This window comes from Rhodococcus sp. AQ5-07 (assembly GCF_009707305.1).
GTDB lineage: Bacteria > Actinomycetota > Actinomycetes > Mycobacteriales > Mycobacteriaceae > Rhodococcus_F > Rhodococcus_F erythropolis.
Genome location: NZ_CP046099.1, coordinates 2,591,250 through 2,610,304, shown reverse-complemented (window position 1 = coordinate 2,610,304; position 19,055 = coordinate 2,591,250). Strand labels below are relative to the sequence as shown.

General features: G+C 60.8%; 15 protein-coding genes and 3 rRNA genes. 13 read left to right on the top strand and 5 right to left on the bottom strand.

Annotated elements, in window-relative coordinates; all coding sequences use genetic code 11:
• Positions 1-29 precede the first annotated feature (29 nt).
• Genes GJB56_RS11955 through GJB56_RS11940 form a run of 4 tightly spaced genes read left to right on the top strand, consistent with a single transcriptional unit; the run spans position 30 to position 3,315 of the window.
• Positions 30-1,013, top strand: a complete 984-nt coding sequence (locus tag GJB56_RS11955; protein ID WP_003941320.1) for a F0F1 ATP synthase subunit gamma — start codon at positions 30-32, stop codon at positions 1,011-1,013.
• Between the two features lie 3 nt (positions 1,014-1,016).
• The gene (gene atpD, locus GJB56_RS11950) at positions 1,017-2,468 is read left to right on the top strand and encodes a F0F1 ATP synthase subunit beta (protein ID WP_113684099.1); all 1,452 of its coding nucleotides are present in this window, start codon (positions 1,017-1,019) and stop codon (positions 2,466-2,468) included.
• Positions 2,469-2,474: 6 nt separating this feature from the next.
• Positions 2,475-2,843 (top strand): F0F1 ATP synthase subunit epsilon, encoded by a 369-nt coding sequence (locus GJB56_RS11945; protein ID WP_019749170.1) that lies wholly within the window; start codon positions 2,475-2,477, stop codon positions 2,841-2,843.
• Between the two features lie 49 nt (positions 2,844-2,892).
• Positions 2,893-3,315: a DUF2550 domain-containing protein gene (locus GJB56_RS11940; protein ID WP_195849617.1), complete on the top strand. Its 423-nt coding sequence runs from the start codon at positions 2,893-2,895 to the stop codon at positions 3,313-3,315.
• Between the two features lie 10 nt (positions 3,316-3,325).
• Here GJB56_RS11940 and GJB56_RS11935 read toward each other — a convergent pair whose 3' ends face one another.
• Complete coding sequence (locus GJB56_RS11935; protein ID WP_020908291.1) at positions 3,326-3,898, bottom strand: cob(I)yrinic acid a,c-diamide adenosyltransferase; 573 nt, start codon at positions 3,896-3,898, stop codon at positions 3,326-3,328.
• A gap of 54 nt (positions 3,899-3,952) precedes the next feature.
• Between GJB56_RS11935 and murA the strand changes: the two genes are divergently transcribed.
• The 4 genes from murA (at position 3,953) to rrf (ending at position 11,074) form a co-directional block, all read left to right on the top strand.
• Positions 3,953-5,212, top strand: coding sequence for a UDP-N-acetylglucosamine 1-carboxyvinyltransferase (gene murA / locus GJB56_RS11930; protein WP_020970048.1), 1,260 nt, complete (start codon positions 3,953-3,955; stop codon positions 5,210-5,212).
• A 586-nt stretch (positions 5,213-5,798) separates the two neighbouring features.
• Positions 5,799-7,316 (top strand): 16S ribosomal RNA (locus GJB56_RS11925).
• Positions 7,317-7,663: 347 nt separating this feature from the next.
• Positions 7,664-10,798: ribosomal RNA gene (locus GJB56_RS11920) — 23S ribosomal RNA — on the top strand.
• 159 nt (positions 10,799-10,957) lie between these two features.
• A 5S ribosomal RNA gene (gene rrf / locus GJB56_RS11915) occupies positions 10,958-11,074 on the top strand.
• The 16S, 23S and 5S rRNA genes sit together here, the layout of an rRNA operon.
• A gap of 191 nt (positions 11,075-11,265) precedes the next feature.
• Here rrf and GJB56_RS11910 read toward each other — a convergent pair.
• Together GJB56_RS11910 and GJB56_RS11905 are read right to left on the bottom strand one after the other, a co-directional pair.
• The gene (locus GJB56_RS11910) at positions 11,266-11,892 is read right to left on the bottom strand and encodes a dihydrofolate reductase family protein (RefSeq protein ID WP_113684272.1); all 627 of its coding nucleotides are present in this window, start codon (positions 11,890-11,892) and stop codon (positions 11,266-11,268) included.
• A gap of 142 nt (positions 11,893-12,034) precedes the next feature.
• Positions 12,035-13,627 (bottom strand): adenylate/guanylate cyclase domain-containing protein, encoded by a 1,593-nt coding sequence (locus GJB56_RS11905; protein ID WP_113684217.1) that lies wholly within the window; start codon positions 13,625-13,627, stop codon positions 12,035-12,037.
• 42 nt (positions 13,628-13,669) lie between these two features.
• Between GJB56_RS11905 and nucS the strand changes: the two genes are divergently transcribed.
• Positions 13,670-14,344, top strand: coding sequence for an endonuclease NucS (gene nucS / locus GJB56_RS11900; RefSeq protein ID WP_003945160.1), 675 nt, complete (start codon positions 13,670-13,672; stop codon positions 14,342-14,344).
• Between the two features lie 19 nt (positions 14,345-14,363).
• Positions 14,364-14,708 carry an ATP/GTP-binding protein gene (locus GJB56_RS31630; RefSeq protein ID WP_080656789.1) on the top strand — a complete coding sequence of 115 codons (345 nt, stop codon included), beginning with the start codon at positions 14,364-14,366 and terminating at the stop codon, positions 14,706-14,708.
• A gap of 7 nt (positions 14,709-14,715) precedes the next feature.
• Here GJB56_RS31630 and GJB56_RS11890 read toward each other — a convergent pair whose 3' ends face one another.
• Both GJB56_RS11890 and mce read right to left on the bottom strand, forming a co-directional pair.
• The gene (locus GJB56_RS11890; RefSeq protein WP_029255700.1) at positions 14,716-15,759 is read right to left on the bottom strand and encodes a hypothetical protein; all 1,044 of its coding nucleotides are present in this window, start codon (positions 15,757-15,759) and stop codon (positions 14,716-14,718) included.
• 40 nt (positions 15,760-15,799) lie between these two features.
• Positions 15,800-16,273, bottom strand: a complete 474-nt coding sequence (gene mce / locus GJB56_RS11885) for a methylmalonyl-CoA epimerase (RefSeq protein WP_020723660.1) — start codon at positions 16,271-16,273, stop codon at positions 15,800-15,802.
• 107 nt (positions 16,274-16,380) lie between these two features.
• On the opposite strand from mce, the gene GJB56_RS11880 reads away from it, so the two are divergent.
• The 3 genes from GJB56_RS11880 (at position 16,381) to GJB56_RS11870 (ending at position 19,039) form a co-directional block, all read left to right on the top strand.
• Positions 16,381-17,574 carry an acetyl-CoA C-acetyltransferase gene (locus tag GJB56_RS11880; RefSeq protein ID WP_113684273.1) on the top strand — a complete coding sequence of 398 codons (1,194 nt, stop codon included), beginning with the start codon at positions 16,381-16,383 and terminating at the stop codon, positions 17,572-17,574.
• A 100-nt stretch (positions 17,575-17,674) separates the two neighbouring features.
• Positions 17,675-18,037 (top strand): DUF3817 domain-containing protein, encoded by a 363-nt coding sequence (locus tag GJB56_RS11875; protein WP_020908283.1) that lies wholly within the window; start codon positions 17,675-17,677, stop codon positions 18,035-18,037.
• 105 nt (positions 18,038-18,142) lie between these two features.
• Positions 18,143-19,039, top strand: coding sequence for a tetratricopeptide repeat protein (locus GJB56_RS11870; RefSeq protein ID WP_070386569.1), 897 nt, complete (start codon positions 18,143-18,145; stop codon positions 19,037-19,039).
• Positions 19,040-19,055 lie beyond the last annotated feature (16 nt).

The following is a 19,055-nucleotide window of genomic DNA, read 5'->3' as shown; positions in this document are numbered from 1 at the left end:
GCGAATTCCGAAGGGAGAGTGATTGATCGATGGCGAGCATTCTCGAATTGCGGTCTCGTATCAAGTCGGTCAACTCGACCAAGAAGATCACCAAGGCACAGGAACTGATCGCGACTTCGCGTATCACCAAGGCTCAGATTCGCGTCGCCGCGTCCAAGCCGTATGCCGAGGAGATCACGAAGGTACTCACCGAATTGGCGAGTGCGTCTGCTTCGCTCGATCACCCGTTGCTCAACGAGCGCCCGGAGCCCAAGCGGGCTGCGGTCCTCGTTGTCACCAGTGACCGCGGCATGTGTGGTGGCTACAACTCCAACGTCCTCAAGCAGGCAGAAGAGCTCATGGCTCTCCTCCGCAGCGAGGGCAAGGAGCCGGTCGTGTACGTGCTCGGTTCCAAGGGACTCGGCTACTACACGTTCCGAGGCCGCGACATCGGTGCTGCGTGGACGGGCTTCTCGCAGGATCCGGGTTACTCGGATGCAGCGAAGGCCAGCCGCCACCTGGTGGAGCTGTTCATGGCTGGTTCGGGTAACCAGGTTGCCGCTCCGAACGGTGAAGGCACGATCGAGGGCGTCGACGAACTCCATATCGTCTACACCCGCTTCGTGTCGATGCTGACGCAGACTCCCGAGGTTCGCCGTATGGCTCCTCTCGAGGTCTTCGTGTCGGAAGAGCGCATCGAACTCGGTGACGACATGCTGACCAACGGCCACGACGACGACCATGACAATGGCCCCGTCGCGGACTTCAGCTTCGAGCCCGAGCCCGAGAAGCTTCTCGGTGCTCTTCTCCCGAAGTACGTCAGCACTCGTATCTTCTCGTCGCTTCTCGATGCTGCGGCATCGGAGTCGGCAGCCCGTCGTACCGCCATGAAGGCCGCGACGGACAACGCAAACGAACTGGTGAACACGTTGAGCCGTCAGGCCAACCAGGCTCGCCAGGCCCAGATCACCCAGGAAATCAGCGAGATCGTCGGCGGCGCCAACGCGCTCGCCTCGAGCGCAGGAAGTGACTAGCACATGACCGCAGCAGTAACCGAAAACAACGGGGCAGGTTCGGCTTCGGCCGTAGCCGGCCGCGTCGTGCGGGTCATCGGTCCCGTCGTGGACGTTGAATTCCCGCGTGGCGCTGTTCCTGAACTGTTCAACGCCCTGAACGCCGAGATCACGCTTCCCTCGGTCGCCAAGACGCTGACGCTCGAGGTTGCACAGCACCTCGGTGACAACCTGGTCCGCACCGTCTCCATGCAGCCCACCGACGGCCTCGTCCGCGGCACTGCAGTGACCGACTCGGGCAAGCCGATCTCGGTTCCCGTCGGTGACGTCGTCAAGGGCCACGTGTTCAACGCCCTGGGCGATTGCCTCGACACCCCCGGCCTCGGCCGCGACGGCGAGCAGTGGGGCATCCACCGCAAGCCACCAGCCTTCGATCAGCTCGAAGGTAAGACCGAGATCCTCGAGACCGGCATCAAGGTCATCGACCTTCTCACCCCGTACGTCAAGGGTGGAAAGATCGGCCTGTTCGGTGGCGCCGGCGTCGGCAAGACCGTTCTGATCCAGGAAATGATCACGCGTATCGCTCGCGAGTTCTCGGGCACCTCGGTGTTCGCAGGCGTCGGTGAGCGTACCCGTGAGGGCACCGACCTCCACCTGGAAATGGAAGAGATGGGCGTCCTCCAGGACACCGCCCTTGTCTTCGGCCAGATGGACGAGCCGCCCGGAACGCGTATGCGCGTCGCCCTGTCCGCACTGACGATGGCGGAGTACTTCCGCGACGTTCAGGGCCAGGACGTTCTGCTGTTCATCGACAACATCTTCCGCTTCACGCAGGCAGGTTCCGAGGTTTCCACCCTCCTCGGCCGTATGCCTTCGGCAGTGGGCTACCAGCCCACGCTGGCGGACGAGATGGGTGAGCTCCAGGAGCGCATCACCTCGACCCGCGGTCGCTCGATCACCTCGCTGCAGGCTATTTACGTGCCCGCCGACGACTACACCGACCCCGCGCCGGCTACGACGTTCGCGCACCTCGATGCCACCACCGAGCTCTCGCGCCCGATTTCGCAGATGGGTATCTACCCCGCTGTGGATCCGCTGAGCTCGACCTCCCGCATCCTGGAGCCCGGCATCGTCGGTGCCGAGCACTTCCGCGTTGCCAACGAGGTCAAGCGCATCCTGCAGAAGTACAAGGAACTGCAGGACATCATCGCCATCCTCGGTATGGACGAGCTTCAGGAAGAGGACAAGGTCCTCGTCGGCCGCGCCCGTCGTATCCAGAAGTTCCTCGGCCAGAACTTCATCGTTGCCGAGAAGTTCACCGGTGAGCCCGGCTCCGTCGTGCCGCTCCGCGACACGATCGAAGCCTTCGACCGCGTCTGCGAGGGCGAGTTCGATCACCTGCCCGAGCAGGCATTCAACAGCTGCGGTGGACTCGACGACGTCGAAGCTGCAGCCAAGAAGATGGCCGGGAAGTAGTCCACGATGGCTGAGATGACCGTAGAACTCGTTGCCGTCGAGCAGCGCTTGTGGTCTGGTTCGGCGACGCTGGTCAGCGCTCAGACCACTGAGGGCGAAATCGGCATCATGCCCGGGCATGAGCCGGTCCTCGGCCAGCTGATCGAGGGCGGAACCGTGTCGATCACCCCGGTCGACGGCGAGCGTATCGTTGCTGCAGTACACGGAGGGTTCCTCTCCGTCACTGCGACGACGGTGACGATTCTTGCCGAGTCCGCGGACATGGCACAGGACATCGACGTCGAGGCAGCCAAGGCTGTCTTGGCCGAGAACTCGGGCGACCTCGAAGCGATTGCGGTCGCCAAGGGTCAGCTCCGGGCCGTCGAGCGCGCGTAAGTTACTCGAGTAAAGCCGCGACGGGAGCCGACGAACAGTGACATTCGGAATGGCTGTGTTGATCATTCTGGTTGTGCTGCTCGCGGTTCTCGTCGCGGCTTTTCTGTATCGTCTGCTGGTTCTACGTCGCGGCGGTACCGCTGCACTGCTTCGTGTTCTGCCATCCCCGGGGGACAGCGGGTGGCGTCACGGAATCATTCGCTACGGCGAAAGCACCTTCGTCTTTTTCAAACTGTCGAGTCTGCGGCCGGGCCCGGACTCCAGGATTGATCGTCAAGGAATCGAGGTCGAGAGCCGTCGCTCTCCCTCGGGTACCGAATTCGACATCATGAGCGACGACATCGTCGTGGTCAAGGTCAACGACGGATCGTCGGCCTACGAAATCGCCTTGGACAGTGGAGCATTGACAGCTTTCCTGTCCTGGGTCGAATCACGGCCGGACGGGCGCGCCCGTAGGCGACGCACCGCCTGACCGGTCCCGCTCAAGCCCCGGCGCCGGGCTTCCAGAGCACATCGCCTTCAGGATTTGCCACTCTTCCCATGATGAAGAGCAGATCCGACAATCTGTTGAGATATTTCGCGGGGAGGACGCTGGTGTCTTCCGGGTTCGCATCGATGGCGGACCAGGCCGCACGCTCCGCACGCCGCGAGACGGTTCTTGCTACGTGAAGCAGGGCGCCCAGGGCAGTTCCGCCGGGCAGAATGAACGAATTCAACGGTGCCAGTTGCTCATTGAGCTCATCGCACCATCCTTCGAGTCGATCGATATAGGCCTGAGTCACTCGCAGCGGTGGGTACTTCGGGTTCTCGACGACAGGGGTGGACAGGTCGGCCCCCGCGTCGAAGAGGTCGTTCTGGATCTGGCGCAGCATCGCGAGCAGATTCTCCGGGGGTGTGCCGAGGGCAACGGCCACACCGATCGCCGCGTTGGTCTCGTCGCAATCCGCGTAGGCGACCAGACGCGGATCGTTCTTGGAGACTCGCGAAAAATCACTGAGGCCGGTGGTCCCGTCGTCGCCGGTCCGGGTGTAGATCTTCGTCAGGTGAACAGACATAGGGCTACGGTACCGGCGCGGTGCCGACGAGGTTGTGGCTCTAGGCTGTGAACCGTGAGTGAGCACTTTCTTGTGACCGGGGGTAACCGCCTCGAAGGTGAAGTACTGGTGGGAGGGGCCAAGAACAGTGTGTTGAAGCTGATGGCCGCTGCGCTGTTGGCCGAAGGCACCACTGTGGTGACCAACTGCCCGGACATTCTCGACGTGCCGCTGATGGCGGACGTCTTGCGAGGGCTGGGCTGCGAGGTCGAACTCGAAGACTCCGAAGTGCGGATCACGACGCCGGCCGAGCCGAAATATCACGCTGATTTTGACGCGGTCAAGCAGTTTCGGGCGTCGGTGTGTGTGCTTGGTCCGCTGGTCGCGCGTTGTCGACGCGCTGTTGTCGCACTTCCTGGCGGCGATGCGATCGGTTCGAGGCCACTCGACATGCACCAATCCGGGCTCCGCCTGTTGGGCGCGCGTAGCGAAATCGAACACGGATGTGTCGTTGCCGAGGCAGACGACCTTCACGGCGCGAACATTCGCCTGGTCTTCCCGTCTGTGGGTGCAACCGAGAACATCTTGATGGCAGCAGTGCTCGCCCGAGGTGAAACGGTGATCGACAACGCTGCACGTGAGCCCGAGATCGTGGATCTCTGCAACATGCTCAACGAAATGGGCGCCAAGGTATCGGGCGGCGGAAGTTCGACGCTCACCATTCAAGGCGTCCGCAAGTTGGAACCGACTACGCACCGCGTCATCGGTGACCGGATCGTTGCCGCAACATGGGGTGTCGCTGCCTCCATGACCAGGGGTGACGTCCGAGTTCGCGGGGTGAACCACAAGCATCTCGGGTTGGTCCTCGACAAGCTTCGGACAGCCGGCGCGGAGGTGACTCCCGAGGTAGACGGTTTCCGTGTCATCCAGCGTGAACGGCCCAAAGCAGTCAATTTCGCGACATTGCCTTACCCCGGATTCCCGACCGACCTGCAGCCGATGGCAATCGGTTTGGCGGCGGTTGCCGAGGGCACGTCGATGATCACCGAGAACGTATTCGAATCGCGTTTCCGATTTGTCGAGGAAATGATCCGACTCGGCGCCGACGCTCGTACCGACGGTCACCATGCTGTGATCCGCGGAGTTCCAGTGCTGTCGAGTGCGCCGGTGTGGTCTTCGGACATTCGGGCAGGCGCCGGACTCGTGCTTGCCGGGTTGGTCGCGGACGGAACCACCGAAGTCCACGACATCTTCCACATCGACCGTGGGTACCCGCGATTCGTCGAGAATCTCCGTGGACTCGGGGGAGTGATCGAGAGGGTGAGCTCCGAATAGGTTCGGTGCTCGGCGTCACACTCGGGCCTATTCGCGATTGGCGGAAAGGCTCAACTGTCTGACCTGGCCCTGGTTAGTGAATCGGTGTTGTGACCAGGCGATTTGTGAATTGATTGAAGGTTCGCGTAACTTATTCCAAGTCAGAGCGACACGGACACCGACTCCCACCTGCGAGGGTGAGTGACACGAGGTTGTACGAAGTGCCTGGCGAACACAATCCAGTTTTTCTTCACGGGGTTCCGGTTTGCGCCGGTGACCTGGTTGGGATAGGCTGGAAAAGTTGCCCCGGAGCGGCGGCCATAGGGTCGTGGTGATGGTGTGTGCGTGTTCTTTGAGAACTCAACAGTGTGTCGATGAATGTCAGTGCCAAATATTTTTTGGTACTTCGCATGTCGGATGATGTTCCGGGCCTTCGGGTTTCGGTTCTGATGTTCGGGGTGTGAGTATTTTTCGTCGGTGATTGTTCATTCTTCCGTCTGAATGGTTGCCGACACATTTTTTGCTAGTTGAGTTTTTTTGCTAGTGATTTGACTCTTTTTGTCTATGACTGATTAGCCGGCCTTCGGGTTGGTGATATCTAGAGTCTTCAACGGAGAGTTTGATCCTGGCTCAGGACGAACGCTGGCGGCGTGCTTAACACATGCAAGTCGAGCGGTAAGGCCTTTCGGGGTACACGAGCGGCGAACGGGTGAGTAACACGTGGGTGATCTGCCCTGCACTTCGGGATAAGCCTGGGAAACTGGGTCTAATACCGGATATGACCTCCTATCGCATGGTGGGTGGTGGAAAGATTTATCGGTGCAGGATGGGCCCGCGGCCTATCAGCTTGTTGGTGGGGTAATGGCCTACCAAGGCGACGACGGGTAGCCGACCTGAGAGGGTGACCGGCCACACTGGGACTGAGACACGGCCCAGACTCCTACGGGAGGCAGCAGTGGGGAATATTGCACAATGGGCGAAAGCCTGATGCAGCGACGCCGCGTGAGGGATGACGGCCTTCGGGTTGTAAACCTCTTTCAGCAGGGACGAAGCGCAAGTGACGGTACCTGCAGAAGAAGCACCGGCTAACTACGTGCCAGCAGCCGCGGTAATACGTAGGGTGCAAGCGTTGTCCGGAATTACTGGGCGTAAAGAGTTCGTAGGCGGTTTGTCGCGTCGTTTGTGAAAACCAGCAGCTCAACTGCTGGCTTGCAGGCGATACGGGCAGACTTGAGTACTGCAGGGGAGACTGGAATTCCTGGTGTAGCGGTGAAATGCGCAGATATCAGGAGGAACACCGGTGGCGAAGGCGGGTCTCTGGGCAGTAACTGACGCTGAGGAACGAAAGCGTGGGTAGCGAACAGGATTAGATACCCTGGTAGTCCACGCCGTAAACGGTGGGCGCTAGGTGTGGGTTCCTTCCACGGAATCCGTGCCGTAGCTAACGCATTAAGCGCCCCGCCTGGGGAGTACGGCCGCAAGGCTAAAACTCAAAGGAATTGACGGGGGCCCGCACAAGCGGCGGAGCATGTGGATTAATTCGATGCAACGCGAAGAACCTTACCTGGGTTTGACATATACCGGAAAGCTGCAGAGATGTGGCCCCCCTTGTGGTCGGTATACAGGTGGTGCATGGCTGTCGTCAGCTCGTGTCGTGAGATGTTGGGTTAAGTCCCGCAACGAGCGCAACCCCTATCTTATGTTGCCAGCACGTTATGGTGGGGACTCGTAAGAGACTGCCGGGGTCAACTCGGAGGAAGGTGGGGACGACGTCAAGTCATCATGCCCCTTATGTCCAGGGCTTCACACATGCTACAATGGCCAGTACAGAGGGCTGCGAGACCGTGAGGTGGAGCGAATCCCTTAAAGCTGGTCTCAGTTCGGATCGGGGTCTGCAACTCGACCCCGTGAAGTCGGAGTCGCTAGTAATCGCAGATCAGCAACGCTGCGGTGAATACGTTCCCGGGCCTTGTACACACCGCCCGTCACGTCATGAAAGTCGGTAACACCCGAAGCCGGTGGCTTAACCCCTTGTGGGAGGGAGCCGTCGAAGGTGGGATCGGCGATTGGGACGAAGTCGTAACAAGGTAGCCGTACCGGAAGGTGCGGCTGGATCACCTCCTTTCTAAGGAGCATTCTCCAATCCAATATCCACACAGGTGGATGGTTGGTTGGCAGAGCCTGTTTCGGATCCACTTGTGGTCCGGCAGGAGCTCATGGGTGGACGCTGACAAACTTGATCGTCGTACGGTTTCTCCTCTGTGGGAGGCCGACGAACAATATATCGACATACTGTTGGGTCCTGAGAGAACACGCGAGTGTTTCCTCTCTAGGAAGTAACGACAACACTGGAATGTGGGTCATACCGCGAATAGGTAACTGAGGTGACTTGGTTGGTGTTCGGCTGGTGCTCACGGGAGTTCTGGGGTTGTGTGTTGTTTGAGAACTGCACAGTGGACGCGAGCATCTTTGTTGTAAGTAATGAAGAGCGTACGGTGGATGCCTTGGCACCAGGAGCCGATGAAGGACGTAGGAGGCTGCGATAAGCCTCGGGGAGCTGTCAACCGAGCTGTGATCCGAGGATGTCCGAATGGGGAAACCCAGCACGAGTGATGTCGTGTTACCCGCGCCTGAATATATAGGGCGTGTGGAGGGAACGTGGGGAAGTGAAACATCTCAGTACCCACAGGAAGAGAAAACAACCGTGATTCCGTGAGTAGTGGCGAGCGAAAGCGGAAGAGGCTAAACCATGGGTGTGTGATAGCCGGCAGGTGTTGCATTCGTGGGGTTGTGGGGTTCATTTTGTCTGTTCTGCCGAGCAGGCCAACAGTAAGAAATCACAGGGTTAGTGGAAGTGGTCTGGAACGGCCTGTCGTAGAGGGTGAGAATCCCGTACACGAAAACTTTGTGACTGTTGTAATGGAAACCCAAGTAGCACCGGGCCCGTGAAATCTGGTGTGAATCTGTCGGGACCACCCGATAAGCCTGAATACTCCCTGGTGACCGATAGCGGACTAGTACCGTGAGGGAAAGGTGAAAAGTACCCCGGGAGGGGAGTGAAATAGTACCTGAAACCGTGCGCTTACAATCCGTCAGAGCCTTCGAACAGTTTACTGTTGGGGGTGATGGCGTGCCTTTTGAAGAATGAGCCTGCGAGTTAGTGGCATGTCGCGAGGTTAACCCGTGTGGGGTAGCCGTAGCGAAAGCGAGTCCGAATAGGGCGATCGTAGTGGCATGCTCTAGACCCGAAGCGGAGTGATCTACCCATGGCCAGGTTGAAGCGACGGTAAGACGTCGTGGAGGACCGAACCCACTTAGGTTGAAAACTGAGGGGATGAGTTGTGGGTAGGGGTGAAAGGCCAATCAAACTCCGTGATAGCTGGTTCTCCCCGAAATGCATTTAGGTGCAGCGTCGCGTGTTTCTCACCGGAGGTAGAGCTACTGGATGGTCTAGGGGGCCCACAAGCTTACCGAAATCAGCCAAACTCCGAATGCCGGTGAGTGAGAGCGCGGCAGTGAGACTGCGGGCGATAAGGTTCGTAGTCGAGAGGGAAACAGCCCAGATCGCCAGCTAAGGTCCCTAAGCGTGTACTAAGTGGAAAAGGATGTGGGGTCGCGAAGACAACCAGGAGGTTGGCTTAGAAGCAGCCACCCTTGAAAGAGTGCGTAATAGCTCACTGGTCAAGTGATCCTGCGCCGACAATGTAGCGGGGCTCAAGTACACCACCGAAGCTGCGGCATTCACGCAATAGCCCCCCTTCACTCTGCGGAGTGTTGGGCAGGTGTGTGGATGGGTAGGGGAGCGTCGTGTGGCCATGGAAGCGGCAGGGTGACCTAGCCGTGGAGGCCACACGAGTGAGAATGCAGGCATGAGTAGCGAAAGACGAGTGAGAAACTCGTCCGCCGAATGACCAAGGGTTCCTGGGCCAGGTTAATCCGCCCAGGGTGAGTCGGGACCTAAGACGAGGCCGACAGGCGTAGCCGATGGACAACGGGTTGATATTCCCGTACCCGTGTGAACGCGCCCATGGTGAATCAGTGATACTAACCATCCTGAAGCCACGAGAAGACCTTCGGGTCTCGAGTTGGTGGATGCATGGGACCTGATCTGGTAGTAGCCAAGCGATGGGGTGACGCAGGAAGGTAGCTGAGCCAGTCAGTGGTAATACTGGTGTAAGCGTGTAGGGCGTGACCTAGGCAAATCCGGGTCACACATAGCCTGAGACGTGATGCGTAGCCGATTGAGGCGAATTCAGTGATCCTATGCTGCCGAGAAAAGCCTCTAGCGAGCTTTCACACGGCCCGTACCCCAAACCGACACAGGTGGTCAGGTAGAGAATACTAAGGCGATCGAGATAACTATGGTTAAGGAACTCGGCAAAATGCCCCCGTAACTTCGGGAGAAGGGGGGCCCTGTTTGGTGACGACATTTACTGTCTGAGCTGGGTGGGGCCGCAGAGACCAGTGAGAAGCGACTGTTTACTAAAAACACAGGTCCGTGCGAAGTCGTAAGACGATGTATACGGACTGACGCCTGCCCGGTGCTGGAAGGTTAAGAGGACCGGTTAGTTCCTTCGGGAGCGAAGCTGAGAATTTAAGCCCCAGTAAACGGCGGTGGTAACTATAACCATCCTAAGGTAGCGAAATTCCTTGTCGGGTAAGTTCCGACCTGCACGAATGGCGTAACGACTTCTCAGCTGTCTCAACCGTAGACTCGGCGAAATTGCATTACGAGTAAAGATGCTCGTTACGCGCGGCAGGACGAAAAGACCCCGGGACCTTCACTACAGCTTGGTATTGGTGTTCGGTTCGGTTTGTGTAGGATAGGTGGGAGACTGTGAAACGGTGACGCCAGTTATCGTGGAGTCGTTGTTGAAATACCACTCTGATCGAATTGGACCTCTAACCTCGGACCATGATCTGGTTCAGGGACAGTGCCTGGTGGGTAGTTTAACTGGGGCGGTTGCCTCCCAAAATGTAACGGAGGCGCCCAAAGGTTCCCTCAGCCTGGTTGGCAATCAGGTGTCGAGTGCAAGTGCACAAGGGAGCTTGACTGTGAGACTGACAGGTCGAGCAGGGACGAAAGTCGGGACTAGTGATCCGGCACCGGCAAGTGGAAGCGGTGTCGCTCAACGGATAAAAGGTACCCCGGGGATAACAGGCTGATCTTCCCCAAGAGTCCATATCGACGGGATGGTTTGGCACCTCGATGTCGGCTCGTCGCATCCTGGGGCTGGAGTAGGTCCCAAGGGTTGGGCTGTTCGCCCATTAAAGCGGCACGCGAGCTGGGTTTAGAACGTCGTGAGACAGTTCGGTCTCTATCCGCCGCGCGCGTTAGAAACTTGAGGAAGGCTGTCCCTAGTACGAGAGGACCGGGACGGACGAACCTCTGGTGTGCCAGTTGTTCCGCCAGGAGCACCGCTGGTTAGCTACGTTCGGAAGGGATAACCGCTGAAAGCATCTAAGCGGGAAGCCTGTTCCAAGATGAGGTTTCTCACCCCCTCGAGGGGGTAAGGCCCCCGGCAGACCACCGGGTTGATAGGCCAGAACTGGAAGTGCAGTAATGCATGCAGGTGACTGGTACTAATAGGCCGAGGACTTACCACAAAGAAGCTACGCGTCCACTGTGCGGTATCTGAAACAACACACAGATACTGATGAGAAACTCTGTTTTCTCCGTCATCCATCCACCCGGTAACGGGTTCGGGTTGGTGCACGGTGAAACCAGGTGATCAGAAGTTGGTTACTGTGACAGTTTCACAGAGTTACGGCGGTCATAGCGAAGGGGAAACGCCCGGTCCCATTCCGAACCCGGAAGCTAAGCCCTTCAGCGCCGATGGTACTGCACTCGACAGGGTGTGGGAGAGTAGGACACCGCCGAACACAACTTGAGAAGCCCCCCAACCAGTGATGGTTGGGGGGCTTTCTCGTACCCAAAACACCCTGAAACATCCCGTCGCCGGCACCACCCGGATCGAGCGAACGGCACGTTCGTCGCCTCAGATCGACCGAACGTACCGTTCACACCATTAGGGGCGGGAGCGCGACTGACGACGACGGGCGCTTTGCCCTGATCACTCGATGCCGTCGGCGGTGGCAGTTGCATACTTCGGCCGGCCAGTGGGCAGATACCGCTGGATCGTCACGCCTTTCGGAGTGGCTCGCGATTCGGCCAACTTGAGTGCGATATCCGGTCCGGTGTCGGGAAAGAGTCGCGTGCCCTGGCCTACGACCACCGGAACGATCAGCAGGATCATCTCGTCGACGAGATCGTTCGCGAGAAGCCAGCGGCACAATTCGCCACTGCCGTGCACCTGAAGCTCGCCGCCGGGTCTGGCTTTCAGTTCGCCGATCGCTGCGGCGGTGTCACCTGAAAGGGCCGTGGTGTTCTTCCATTGCGGATCGGTGACCGTTGTCGAGGCAAGATACTTGGGCCGCGTATTCAAGGCGCTTGCGATCGGGTTGACCTCTGGATTCTCGAACGCGCCCCAATAACCGGCGAAGATGTCATAGGTCCGCCGACCGAACAGGAAGGCGTCGGCGCGCTGGTAGACCTGGACGAGGTAAGACATGGCTTCTGTGTCCACCAGTGGCGCGGACCATCCGCCACGTTCGAATCCGCCGCGTCGATCTTCGTCCGGCCCACCGAGTCCTTGCATCACCCCGTCGAGAGTGACGATGGTAAATGTCGTCAGTTTCATAGTCGTACCCATCTCCCCGGCATCGTCGGATTTCCGCTGTTTCGATATAGACCGTCGGGACGCGGGAAAATCATCGAGCGAACGTGGCGTTCATCGCCTTGGATCGACTGAACGTGCCGTTCGCTCAAGGTGGGCGGTGAGATCAGGGCTGAACGGGCACAGAGTCTGCCGGGGTTGACTCGGACTCCAAGGCGTCGCAGGGAATCGCGAGCTCGGTCTGTTCGAGGCGGCCACGAAGGGTGATGTTCTCCGTGATCGACCACCGTGCGGCTTCGGCGCTGTCAGCGGCGGCCACAGCCCGTCCGGACGCGGCGAGGTTACCTGGGACCGTCTTGGCGACCTCGGACAGTCGCGCTGCTTCGTTGACGGGATCACCGATGACGGTGTATTCGAATCTTTCTCGCGCACCGACGTTTCCGGCAACGGCAATTCCCGCAGCGACGCCGATACCCGCGCTCACTTCCGGAACTTCGGCACGCAGGCGCTGCTGAATCTTGCGGGCGGCGGCGAGTGCACTGCCGGCGTGATCGGCGAGTGTCGTCGGCGCTCCGAAAATCGCCAGCGCTGCGTCGCCCTCGAACTTGTTGACGAATCCGCCGTGTGCATCTACCTCGTCGACGATGACGTCGAAGAATCGGTTGAGTAGAGCGACCACCGCGGTAGGGGAGTTGGTGGCCGCGATCGTGGTCGATCCGATGACGTCGACGAAGAGAACGGCAACGTCGCGTTCTTCACCGCCGAGTTCCGGGTTTCGGCGAACCGCGTTTGCGGCAACCTCGTGTCCGACGTGGCGCCCGAAGAGGTCGCGAATCCTCTCGCGCTCGCGCAGGCCCTCGGCCATGCGATTGAAGCCGGTCTGCAGCAGTCCCAGTTCGGTCCCGTCGTACACGACGACGGACGCGGTGAGGTCGCCACGGGTGACTTGTTCCATGCCTCGGCGTACGGACCGAATGGGGGCCGCGGCTGATCGGATGTTGATGTACGTCAGCCCGAGTCCGACGCACAGAGTGATCCCGCCGATGACGAGGATCGCGGTTGCGAGGGCTTGCCACGAAGCAGGCCGGATGAAGCTGAAGACCGCTACGAGCATCAAGCCGGTGACGGGGACTCCGCTTCCGAGCAGCCAGACGAGGATTGTCCGGCCGGTCAGTCCGAGAACGGCAGCCTTGCGGGGTGCTCCGGATTCGAGTGCACGCGCAGCAATAGGGCGCAGTGCGAACTCGCTGAGCAGGTAGCAGAAAGCACAGGTGGTGATACCGCTGAAAGCCACGGTGAACAGAACTTTCGGAATGGTGTCGGGGTCGACGATTCCGTACATGGTCGTGAAGGTGATGAGCGCGGCCGTCCACAGGACGGCTTGCACTCGGGTCAGTCGCCACGGCCCGCGCAACGCCGCGCGTTGATTCTGCTCGGTTGGCCGGTGATCCTCGGTGGCCCACCGGAGATCCCTCATGAGGCGTTTGGTGCCCCACAGAAGTCCGATGAGAAAGACACACCCGATGAAGACGGGTACGGCAATAAAGTTGATCCACGCGAATTCGGGGTGGATGATCTCGGGTCCGGGAACCACGAATCCGACGAGCACGATCGCCAGCACCGCTCCGATCAGGTTGGTGACCAGGAGAGGGGCGGTGAGTAGTGCCTGGACGCGGATTCGGCGGCGCCTGGGGCTTTCGTCGGTGGATCCGAGCAGCCACGACCCCAGGGGCGCACTCGGGACACGGCTTCGCTGCATAGTGTGTCGAGAGTAGTCGTAATGATCGCTTAGGGTGGTCCGGTGCGCCTAGTTATTGCTCGTTGCCGTGTCGATTATGTGGGACGCCTGACCTCCCACCTCCCTACCGCAAGACGACTGCTGTTGGTGAAGGCCGACGGCTCGGTCAGCATTCATGCCGACGATCGGGCGTACAAGCCGCTGAACTGGATGAGTCCGCCGTGCTGGTTGGTCGAGACCACCGGCGACAGCGACGACATCTTGTGGGTCGTCACCAACAAGGCGGGCGAGGAGCTTCGGATCACTCTCGAAGAGGTCGAGCACGATTCGTCGTATGAACTCGGTCTCGATCCGGGATTGATCAAGGACGGAGTCGAGGCACACCTTCAAGAACTTCTGGCGGAGCATGTCGAGACACTCGGCCCCGGCTACACGTTGGTGCGGCGCGAGTACATGACGGCCATCGGGCCGGTCGACCTTCTGGTCCGTGACGCGGACGGTGCATCGGTGGCGGTGGAGATCAAGCGCCGCGGCGAGATCGACGGCGTCGAGCAGTTGACGCGGTACCTGGAGTTGCTCAACCGCGATCCTCTGCTCGCGCCGGTCACGGGAGTTTTTGCAGCGCAACAGATCAAGCCGCAGGCAAAGACTTTGGCCAACGACCGTGGGATCCGTTGCCTGGTCTTGGACTACGAGGCCTTGCGTGGTACAGAAAGCACCGAGTTCCGACTTTTCTGACGCTGTTTAGACTCGAACCATGCCGCGCCGCAAACCTTCGCCGAAGCAATCCCGTCGAACGGATACTCGGCGTGCTCGGAATTCGGGCGCGGAATCGCAGTCACCCAGTGGTGTGTTGTTCGGCGGGGCGCTGGTCCGGGAGGAACCGGGGCCGGGCGGTGAAATGTACATGGTGAGGCCGATACCCGGCTCCAACGCGACGAAGTTCTATCGCTGCCCCGGTTGTGATCACGACATCAGGCCCGGTGTCGCCCATGTGGTGACATGGCCTTCGGAACCGGGCGGCGCGAACGAACGTCGACACTGGCACACCGGATGCTGGTCAGGCCGCGGAACTCGCAGCCTGACCAGACGGTGGTCCTGAGCGTCGATCAGTTCCGGGACTGGGCTCGCTGCTCGACGGCGCGGGTGTCGATCTCGGCGGTGTTGGTCTCGTCCGAGTCCTCGAGAACATCGTCTTCGTCGATACTCGGTTCTGAGTCGACCGGATCGGAGTCGGCCTTCTTGTCTTCGATCTCGAGATTTTCCTCGGCTTCGACGATGACCGGAGCGGGCGGTGCATCGAGGAGTTCGCTCTCCCGGTTGACCGATGCGAGCATGGCCGGAACCGAATCGAGTTGTCCCCGAATGCCCAAGAGCTGAGCCAGAATTCGACCACGGAGAACACGCAGTTCTTCGGTGAGTTCCTTCGCGTGAGCGATCTTGCGCTCGGACTGATCGGTGGCGGCCTGCAGCCTGCGCTGAGCCTCGTGCGACGCATCGGAGAGTCGACGCTCGGCCTCTGCCTTGCTCGACGACTCCAGGTCGTTGACGGCGGCGACGACCTTGGCGCGACGCTCGGACATCGAGATGTCGAAGTCTTCGCGGATCTGAGTGCGCTTGGCCTCGGACTCGGCAGCCAGGCGATCCCGCTCGGCCTGTGCGGCTTCGACGATCCGGGCGGCCTCGGTACGGGCCTGCGCCATGGTCTGCTCGTGCATGGTTTCCATCGCATTGCGACGGTCCTCGAGTTCGGCAATCAGCGACTCGTAGTGTCCGCGCAGGCGGGCGCCGTCCTGTTCGGCGATGGAGGTCATCTCGGCTGCGTCGGCCTCGGCCTTCGCGCGCACCTCCGAAGCCTCGTCGGAGGCAAGGCGCAGCATGCGGCTGATGCGATCGCTCATGCCCTCCGCAGTGGTGGGCGGTACCGAGAGGCGGTCGACGTCCTTGCGGAGGTCGTCGATGTCGTCGCGTGCATCGTCGAGCTGCTTGGCAAGGTCACGGGCCTGCGCAGCGGCAGCATCACGATCGGCCGCGGTAACTCGCAGCTCCGCGTCGAATCGCTCGAAGTAGTTACGTACCTCGTCGCGGTCGTATCCCTTCCGTGCGATCTGGAACGGAAGTTGGATCGAACCGCGGTCCTGCTCGTATGCCATGGCGACAATCTACCTGGCATACGAGCTGGAGTCGGGTCTGCTAGTGGCTCGCGTCGGGTTCGACCAGTTCCACCAGGACGCCGCCGGCGTCCTTCGGGTGAATGAAGTTGATGCGCGAGTTGGCCGTACCGCGCCGGGGAGCGTCGTACAGCAACCGAACACCGCGCTCGCGAAGCTCGGCGGAGATGGCGTCGATGTCGGTGACCCGGTAGGCGAGCTGCTGCAGTCCGGGGCCGCTTCGGTCGATGAACTTGGCGATGGTCGAGTTCTCGTCCAGTGGTGCGAGCAGCTGAACGGCAGTGGATCCGGCGGGGGAGCCGACGACGGAGAGCATGGCTTCGCGCACGCCCTGCGATTCGTTGATTTCCTCGTGGGTCGACACCATGCCCAGGTGCTGCGTGTACCACGCGATTGCCGCGTCGAGATCGGGCACCGCGATTCCGACGTGATCGATCGCGACGACGAGGTCGGACGACAAAGGTGCGAGTGCAGAACTGGGGGAGGTCTGTGTCATACCTTTCACGGTAGCGCTACCGTTTGAGGAGTACACGTCGGGATGTGACTTGGCTCTTAGGCCGCACGGAACCGACGACTATGTCTCTTTTGCAGCCGGAGGAAATCGTGACCAGTTCTGTGATTGTTGCGGGAGCTCGTACCCCGATGGGTCGACTCCTCGGATCGTTGAAAGACCTCTCCGGGTCCGACCTCGGCGGCATCGCCATCAAAGGCGCCCTCGACAAGTCCGGAGTCGCCCCCGAACAAGTCGACTACGTCATCATGGGACAGGTCCTCACCGCCGGCGCCGGCCAGATGCCCGCCCGCCAAGCCGCCGTCGCCGCCGGCATCCCCATGAACGTCCCCGCCCTGAGCATCAACAAAGTGTGCCTCTCCGGCATCGACGCCATCGCCCTCGCCGACCAACTCATCCGCGCCGGAGAATTCGACATCGTCGTCGCGGGCGGGCAGGAATCGATGTCCCGCGCACCCCACATGCTCGAAAAAAGCCGCGAAGGCTTCAAATACGGCGACGTCACCCTCCGCGACCACATGGCCTACGACGGCCTCCACGACATCTTCACCGACCAGGCCATGGGCCTGCTCACCGAACAGGTCAACCAACAAGAAACCGCCCACATCACCCGCGCCGAGCAGGACGCCTTCGCCGCCGCCTCACACCAGAACGCGGCCCGCGCCTGGAAAGACGGCTACTTCGACAACGAAGTAGTCCCCGTCTCCATCCCCCAACGCAAGGGCGAGCCGATCGTCTTCGCCCAGGACGAAGGCATCCGCGCCGACACCACCACCGAATCCCTCGGCAAACTGCGTCCCGCGTTCAGCAAGGACGGCACCATCACCGCCGGCTCCGCCTCCCCGATCTCCGACGGCGCCGCCGCCGTGATCGTGATGAGCAAAATCAAAGCCGAAGAACTCGGCCTGACCTGGATCGCGGAAATCGGCGCCCACGGCGTCGTCGCCGGACCCGACTCCACCCTCCAGTCCCAACCCGCCCGCGCCATCGCCAAGGCCTGCGCGAAGGAAGGCATCGACCCCACCGACCTCGACCTCGTCGAAATCAACGAAGCGTTCGCCGCCGTCGGGATCGCCTCCACCCGCGAACTCGGCCTCGACCCCGCCAAGGTCAACGTCAACGGCGGCGCCATCGCCGTCGGACACCCCCTCGGCATGTCCGGCGCCCGCATCGCCCTGCACCTCGCCCTCGAACTGCAACGCCGCGGCGGCGGCATCGGCGCAGCCGCACTCTGCGGCGGCGGCGGACAAGGCGACGCACTCATCATCCGCGTCCCCAAGGCTTGAGTGTCTAAATACACCTGAACGAGCGCTCTCGCTCTGCGAAGCCCCGTGGTTTTGCTCACACAACTACGGGGCGTCGTAGTTGTTCGGGCACAATGGCCTCATGGCGAACATCTTTGACGTATCCACTCCCGCGAAACGCTTCCGTCTGGTGGCGTGGTGGGAAGCTGTGACCTGGGCGGCCTTGCTGGTTGCCATGTTCTTCAAGTGGGTCCTCGGACACGAAGAAGCGATTCGCATCCCCGGAATGGTCCACGGCACCGCGGGCTTCCTGGTGTTCATCGTTGTTGCTCTGCTGACTGCGTGGTCGCTCAAGTGGGATATCAAGACCACGATCCTTGCGCTGATCTCGAGCGTTCCCCCGTTCGGCACCGTCATATTCGAACGCTGGGCAGTGCGAAACGGCAAGCTCGGCGAGCTGTCCACGGAGTTCGAGGCGTCCAAGGGCAACGCGGCGCTCGTCTGAGTGCTGCATCCCTCTACGTAGCTTCGCGCAACTCGTGACAAACTGGGAGTCGTGACTCGACCAGGTTCCAGGCCCCCCGCGCGTTCGTCCGCAGTTGCTGCCGCCATGAGCGGCGCAGTCGACTTGTCCGCCTTCAAAGAGCGGGCCACGGCCCCACCACCGCCGCGTAACACCAGCGGCGACGGGGCCGTTTCTGCTGTCTCCGAGGCAGTGATCGAGGTGACCGAGGAGAACTTCGAAAGCGAAGTCCTGCTCAAGTCGAGCCAGGTGCCGGTCATCGTCAACATCGGTGGCCGCGCATACGAGCCCTCGGTCGTGTTCACCGAAGTTCTCGAATCATTGGCGGCGCGCGCCGGCGGCAAGTGGATTCTTGCCAACGTCGACGTCGACGTGAGTCCTCGCATCGCGCAGGCATTCGGTGTCCAGTCGGTGCCGACGGTTGTTGCCGTCGCAGCTGGTCAGCCGTTGGCCGATTTTCAGGGCGCTCAGCCAGAGGCGCAGCTCAGTCAGTGGTTCGACGCAGTGCTCCAAGCTGTCGAGGGCAAGTTGAGTGGGCCGGTGTCCGACGGGGACGAACCGGTGGAGGAGGTCGAGGATCCTCGCTTCGTGGCCGCTGAAACCGCGCTGGACGAGGGCGATCTCGACGCCGCCATCGCTGCTTACCAGGTGATTCTTGACGCCGAACCCAACAACGCGGAGGCCAAGAGCGCTGTTCGCCAGGTGAAGTTCATGGCTCGGGTTCAGGGCGTCGATCCCGAGTCGATCGCGGCCGCGGATGCTGATCCGTCCAATCTCGAACTGCAGTTCGCTGCAGCCGACCTGGAAATGTTCGCCCAGCAACCCGAGGCTGCGTTCGCTCGCTTGATCTCGGTGGTATCTCGAACTGCCGGCGACGACAAGGCCGCAGCGCGGACGCGCCTGCTCGAGCTGTTCGAACTGTTCGACCCGGCAGAACCGATCGTCATCGCGGCCCGGCGTAAGTTGGCTTCCGCTCTCTACTGACGTGTGGACCGGCAGC

Excerpts from the sequence above, each read along its gene's own strand:
- mce (WP_020723660.1), bottom strand. The coding sequence starts at position 16,273 with ATGACACAGACCTCCCCCAGTTCTGCACTCGCACCTTTGTCGTCCGAC.
- GJB56_RS11910 (WP_113684272.1), bottom strand. The coding sequence starts at position 11,892 with ATGAAACTGACGACATTTACCATCGTCACTCTCGACGGGGTGATGCAA.
- GJB56_RS11945 (WP_019749170.1), top strand. The coding sequence starts at position 2,475 with ATGGCTGAGATGACCGTAGAACTCGTTGCCGTCGAGCAGCGCTTGTGG.
- GJB56_RS11905 (WP_113684217.1), bottom strand. The coding sequence starts at position 13,627 with ATGCAGCGAAGCCGTGTCCCGAGTGCGCCCCTGGGGTCGTGGCTGCTC.
- GJB56_RS11890 (WP_029255700.1), bottom strand. The coding sequence starts at position 15,759 with ATGGCATACGAGCAGGACCGCGGTTCGATCCAACTTCCGTTCCAGATC.
- GJB56_RS31630 (WP_080656789.1), top strand. The coding sequence starts at position 14,364 with ATGCCGCGCCGCAAACCTTCGCCGAAGCAATCCCGTCGAACGGATACT.
- atpD (WP_113684099.1), top strand. The coding sequence starts at position 1,017 with ATGACCGCAGCAGTAACCGAAAACAACGGGGCAGGTTCGGCTTCGGCC.
- GJB56_RS11875 (WP_020908283.1), top strand. The coding sequence starts at position 17,675 with ATGGCGAACATCTTTGACGTATCCACTCCCGCGAAACGCTTCCGTCTG.
- GJB56_RS11955 (WP_003941320.1), top strand. The coding sequence starts at position 30 with ATGGCGAGCATTCTCGAATTGCGGTCTCGTATCAAGTCGGTCAACTCG.
- GJB56_RS11935 (WP_020908291.1), bottom strand. The coding sequence starts at position 3,898 with ATGTCTGTTCACCTGACGAAGATCTACACCCGGACCGGCGACGACGGG.
- GJB56_RS11940 (WP_195849617.1), top strand. The coding sequence starts at position 2,893 with ATGGCTGTGTTGATCATTCTGGTTGTGCTGCTCGCGGTTCTCGTCGCG.
- GJB56_RS11870 (WP_070386569.1), top strand. The coding sequence starts at position 18,143 with ATGAGCGGCGCAGTCGACTTGTCCGCCTTCAAAGAGCGGGCCACGGCC.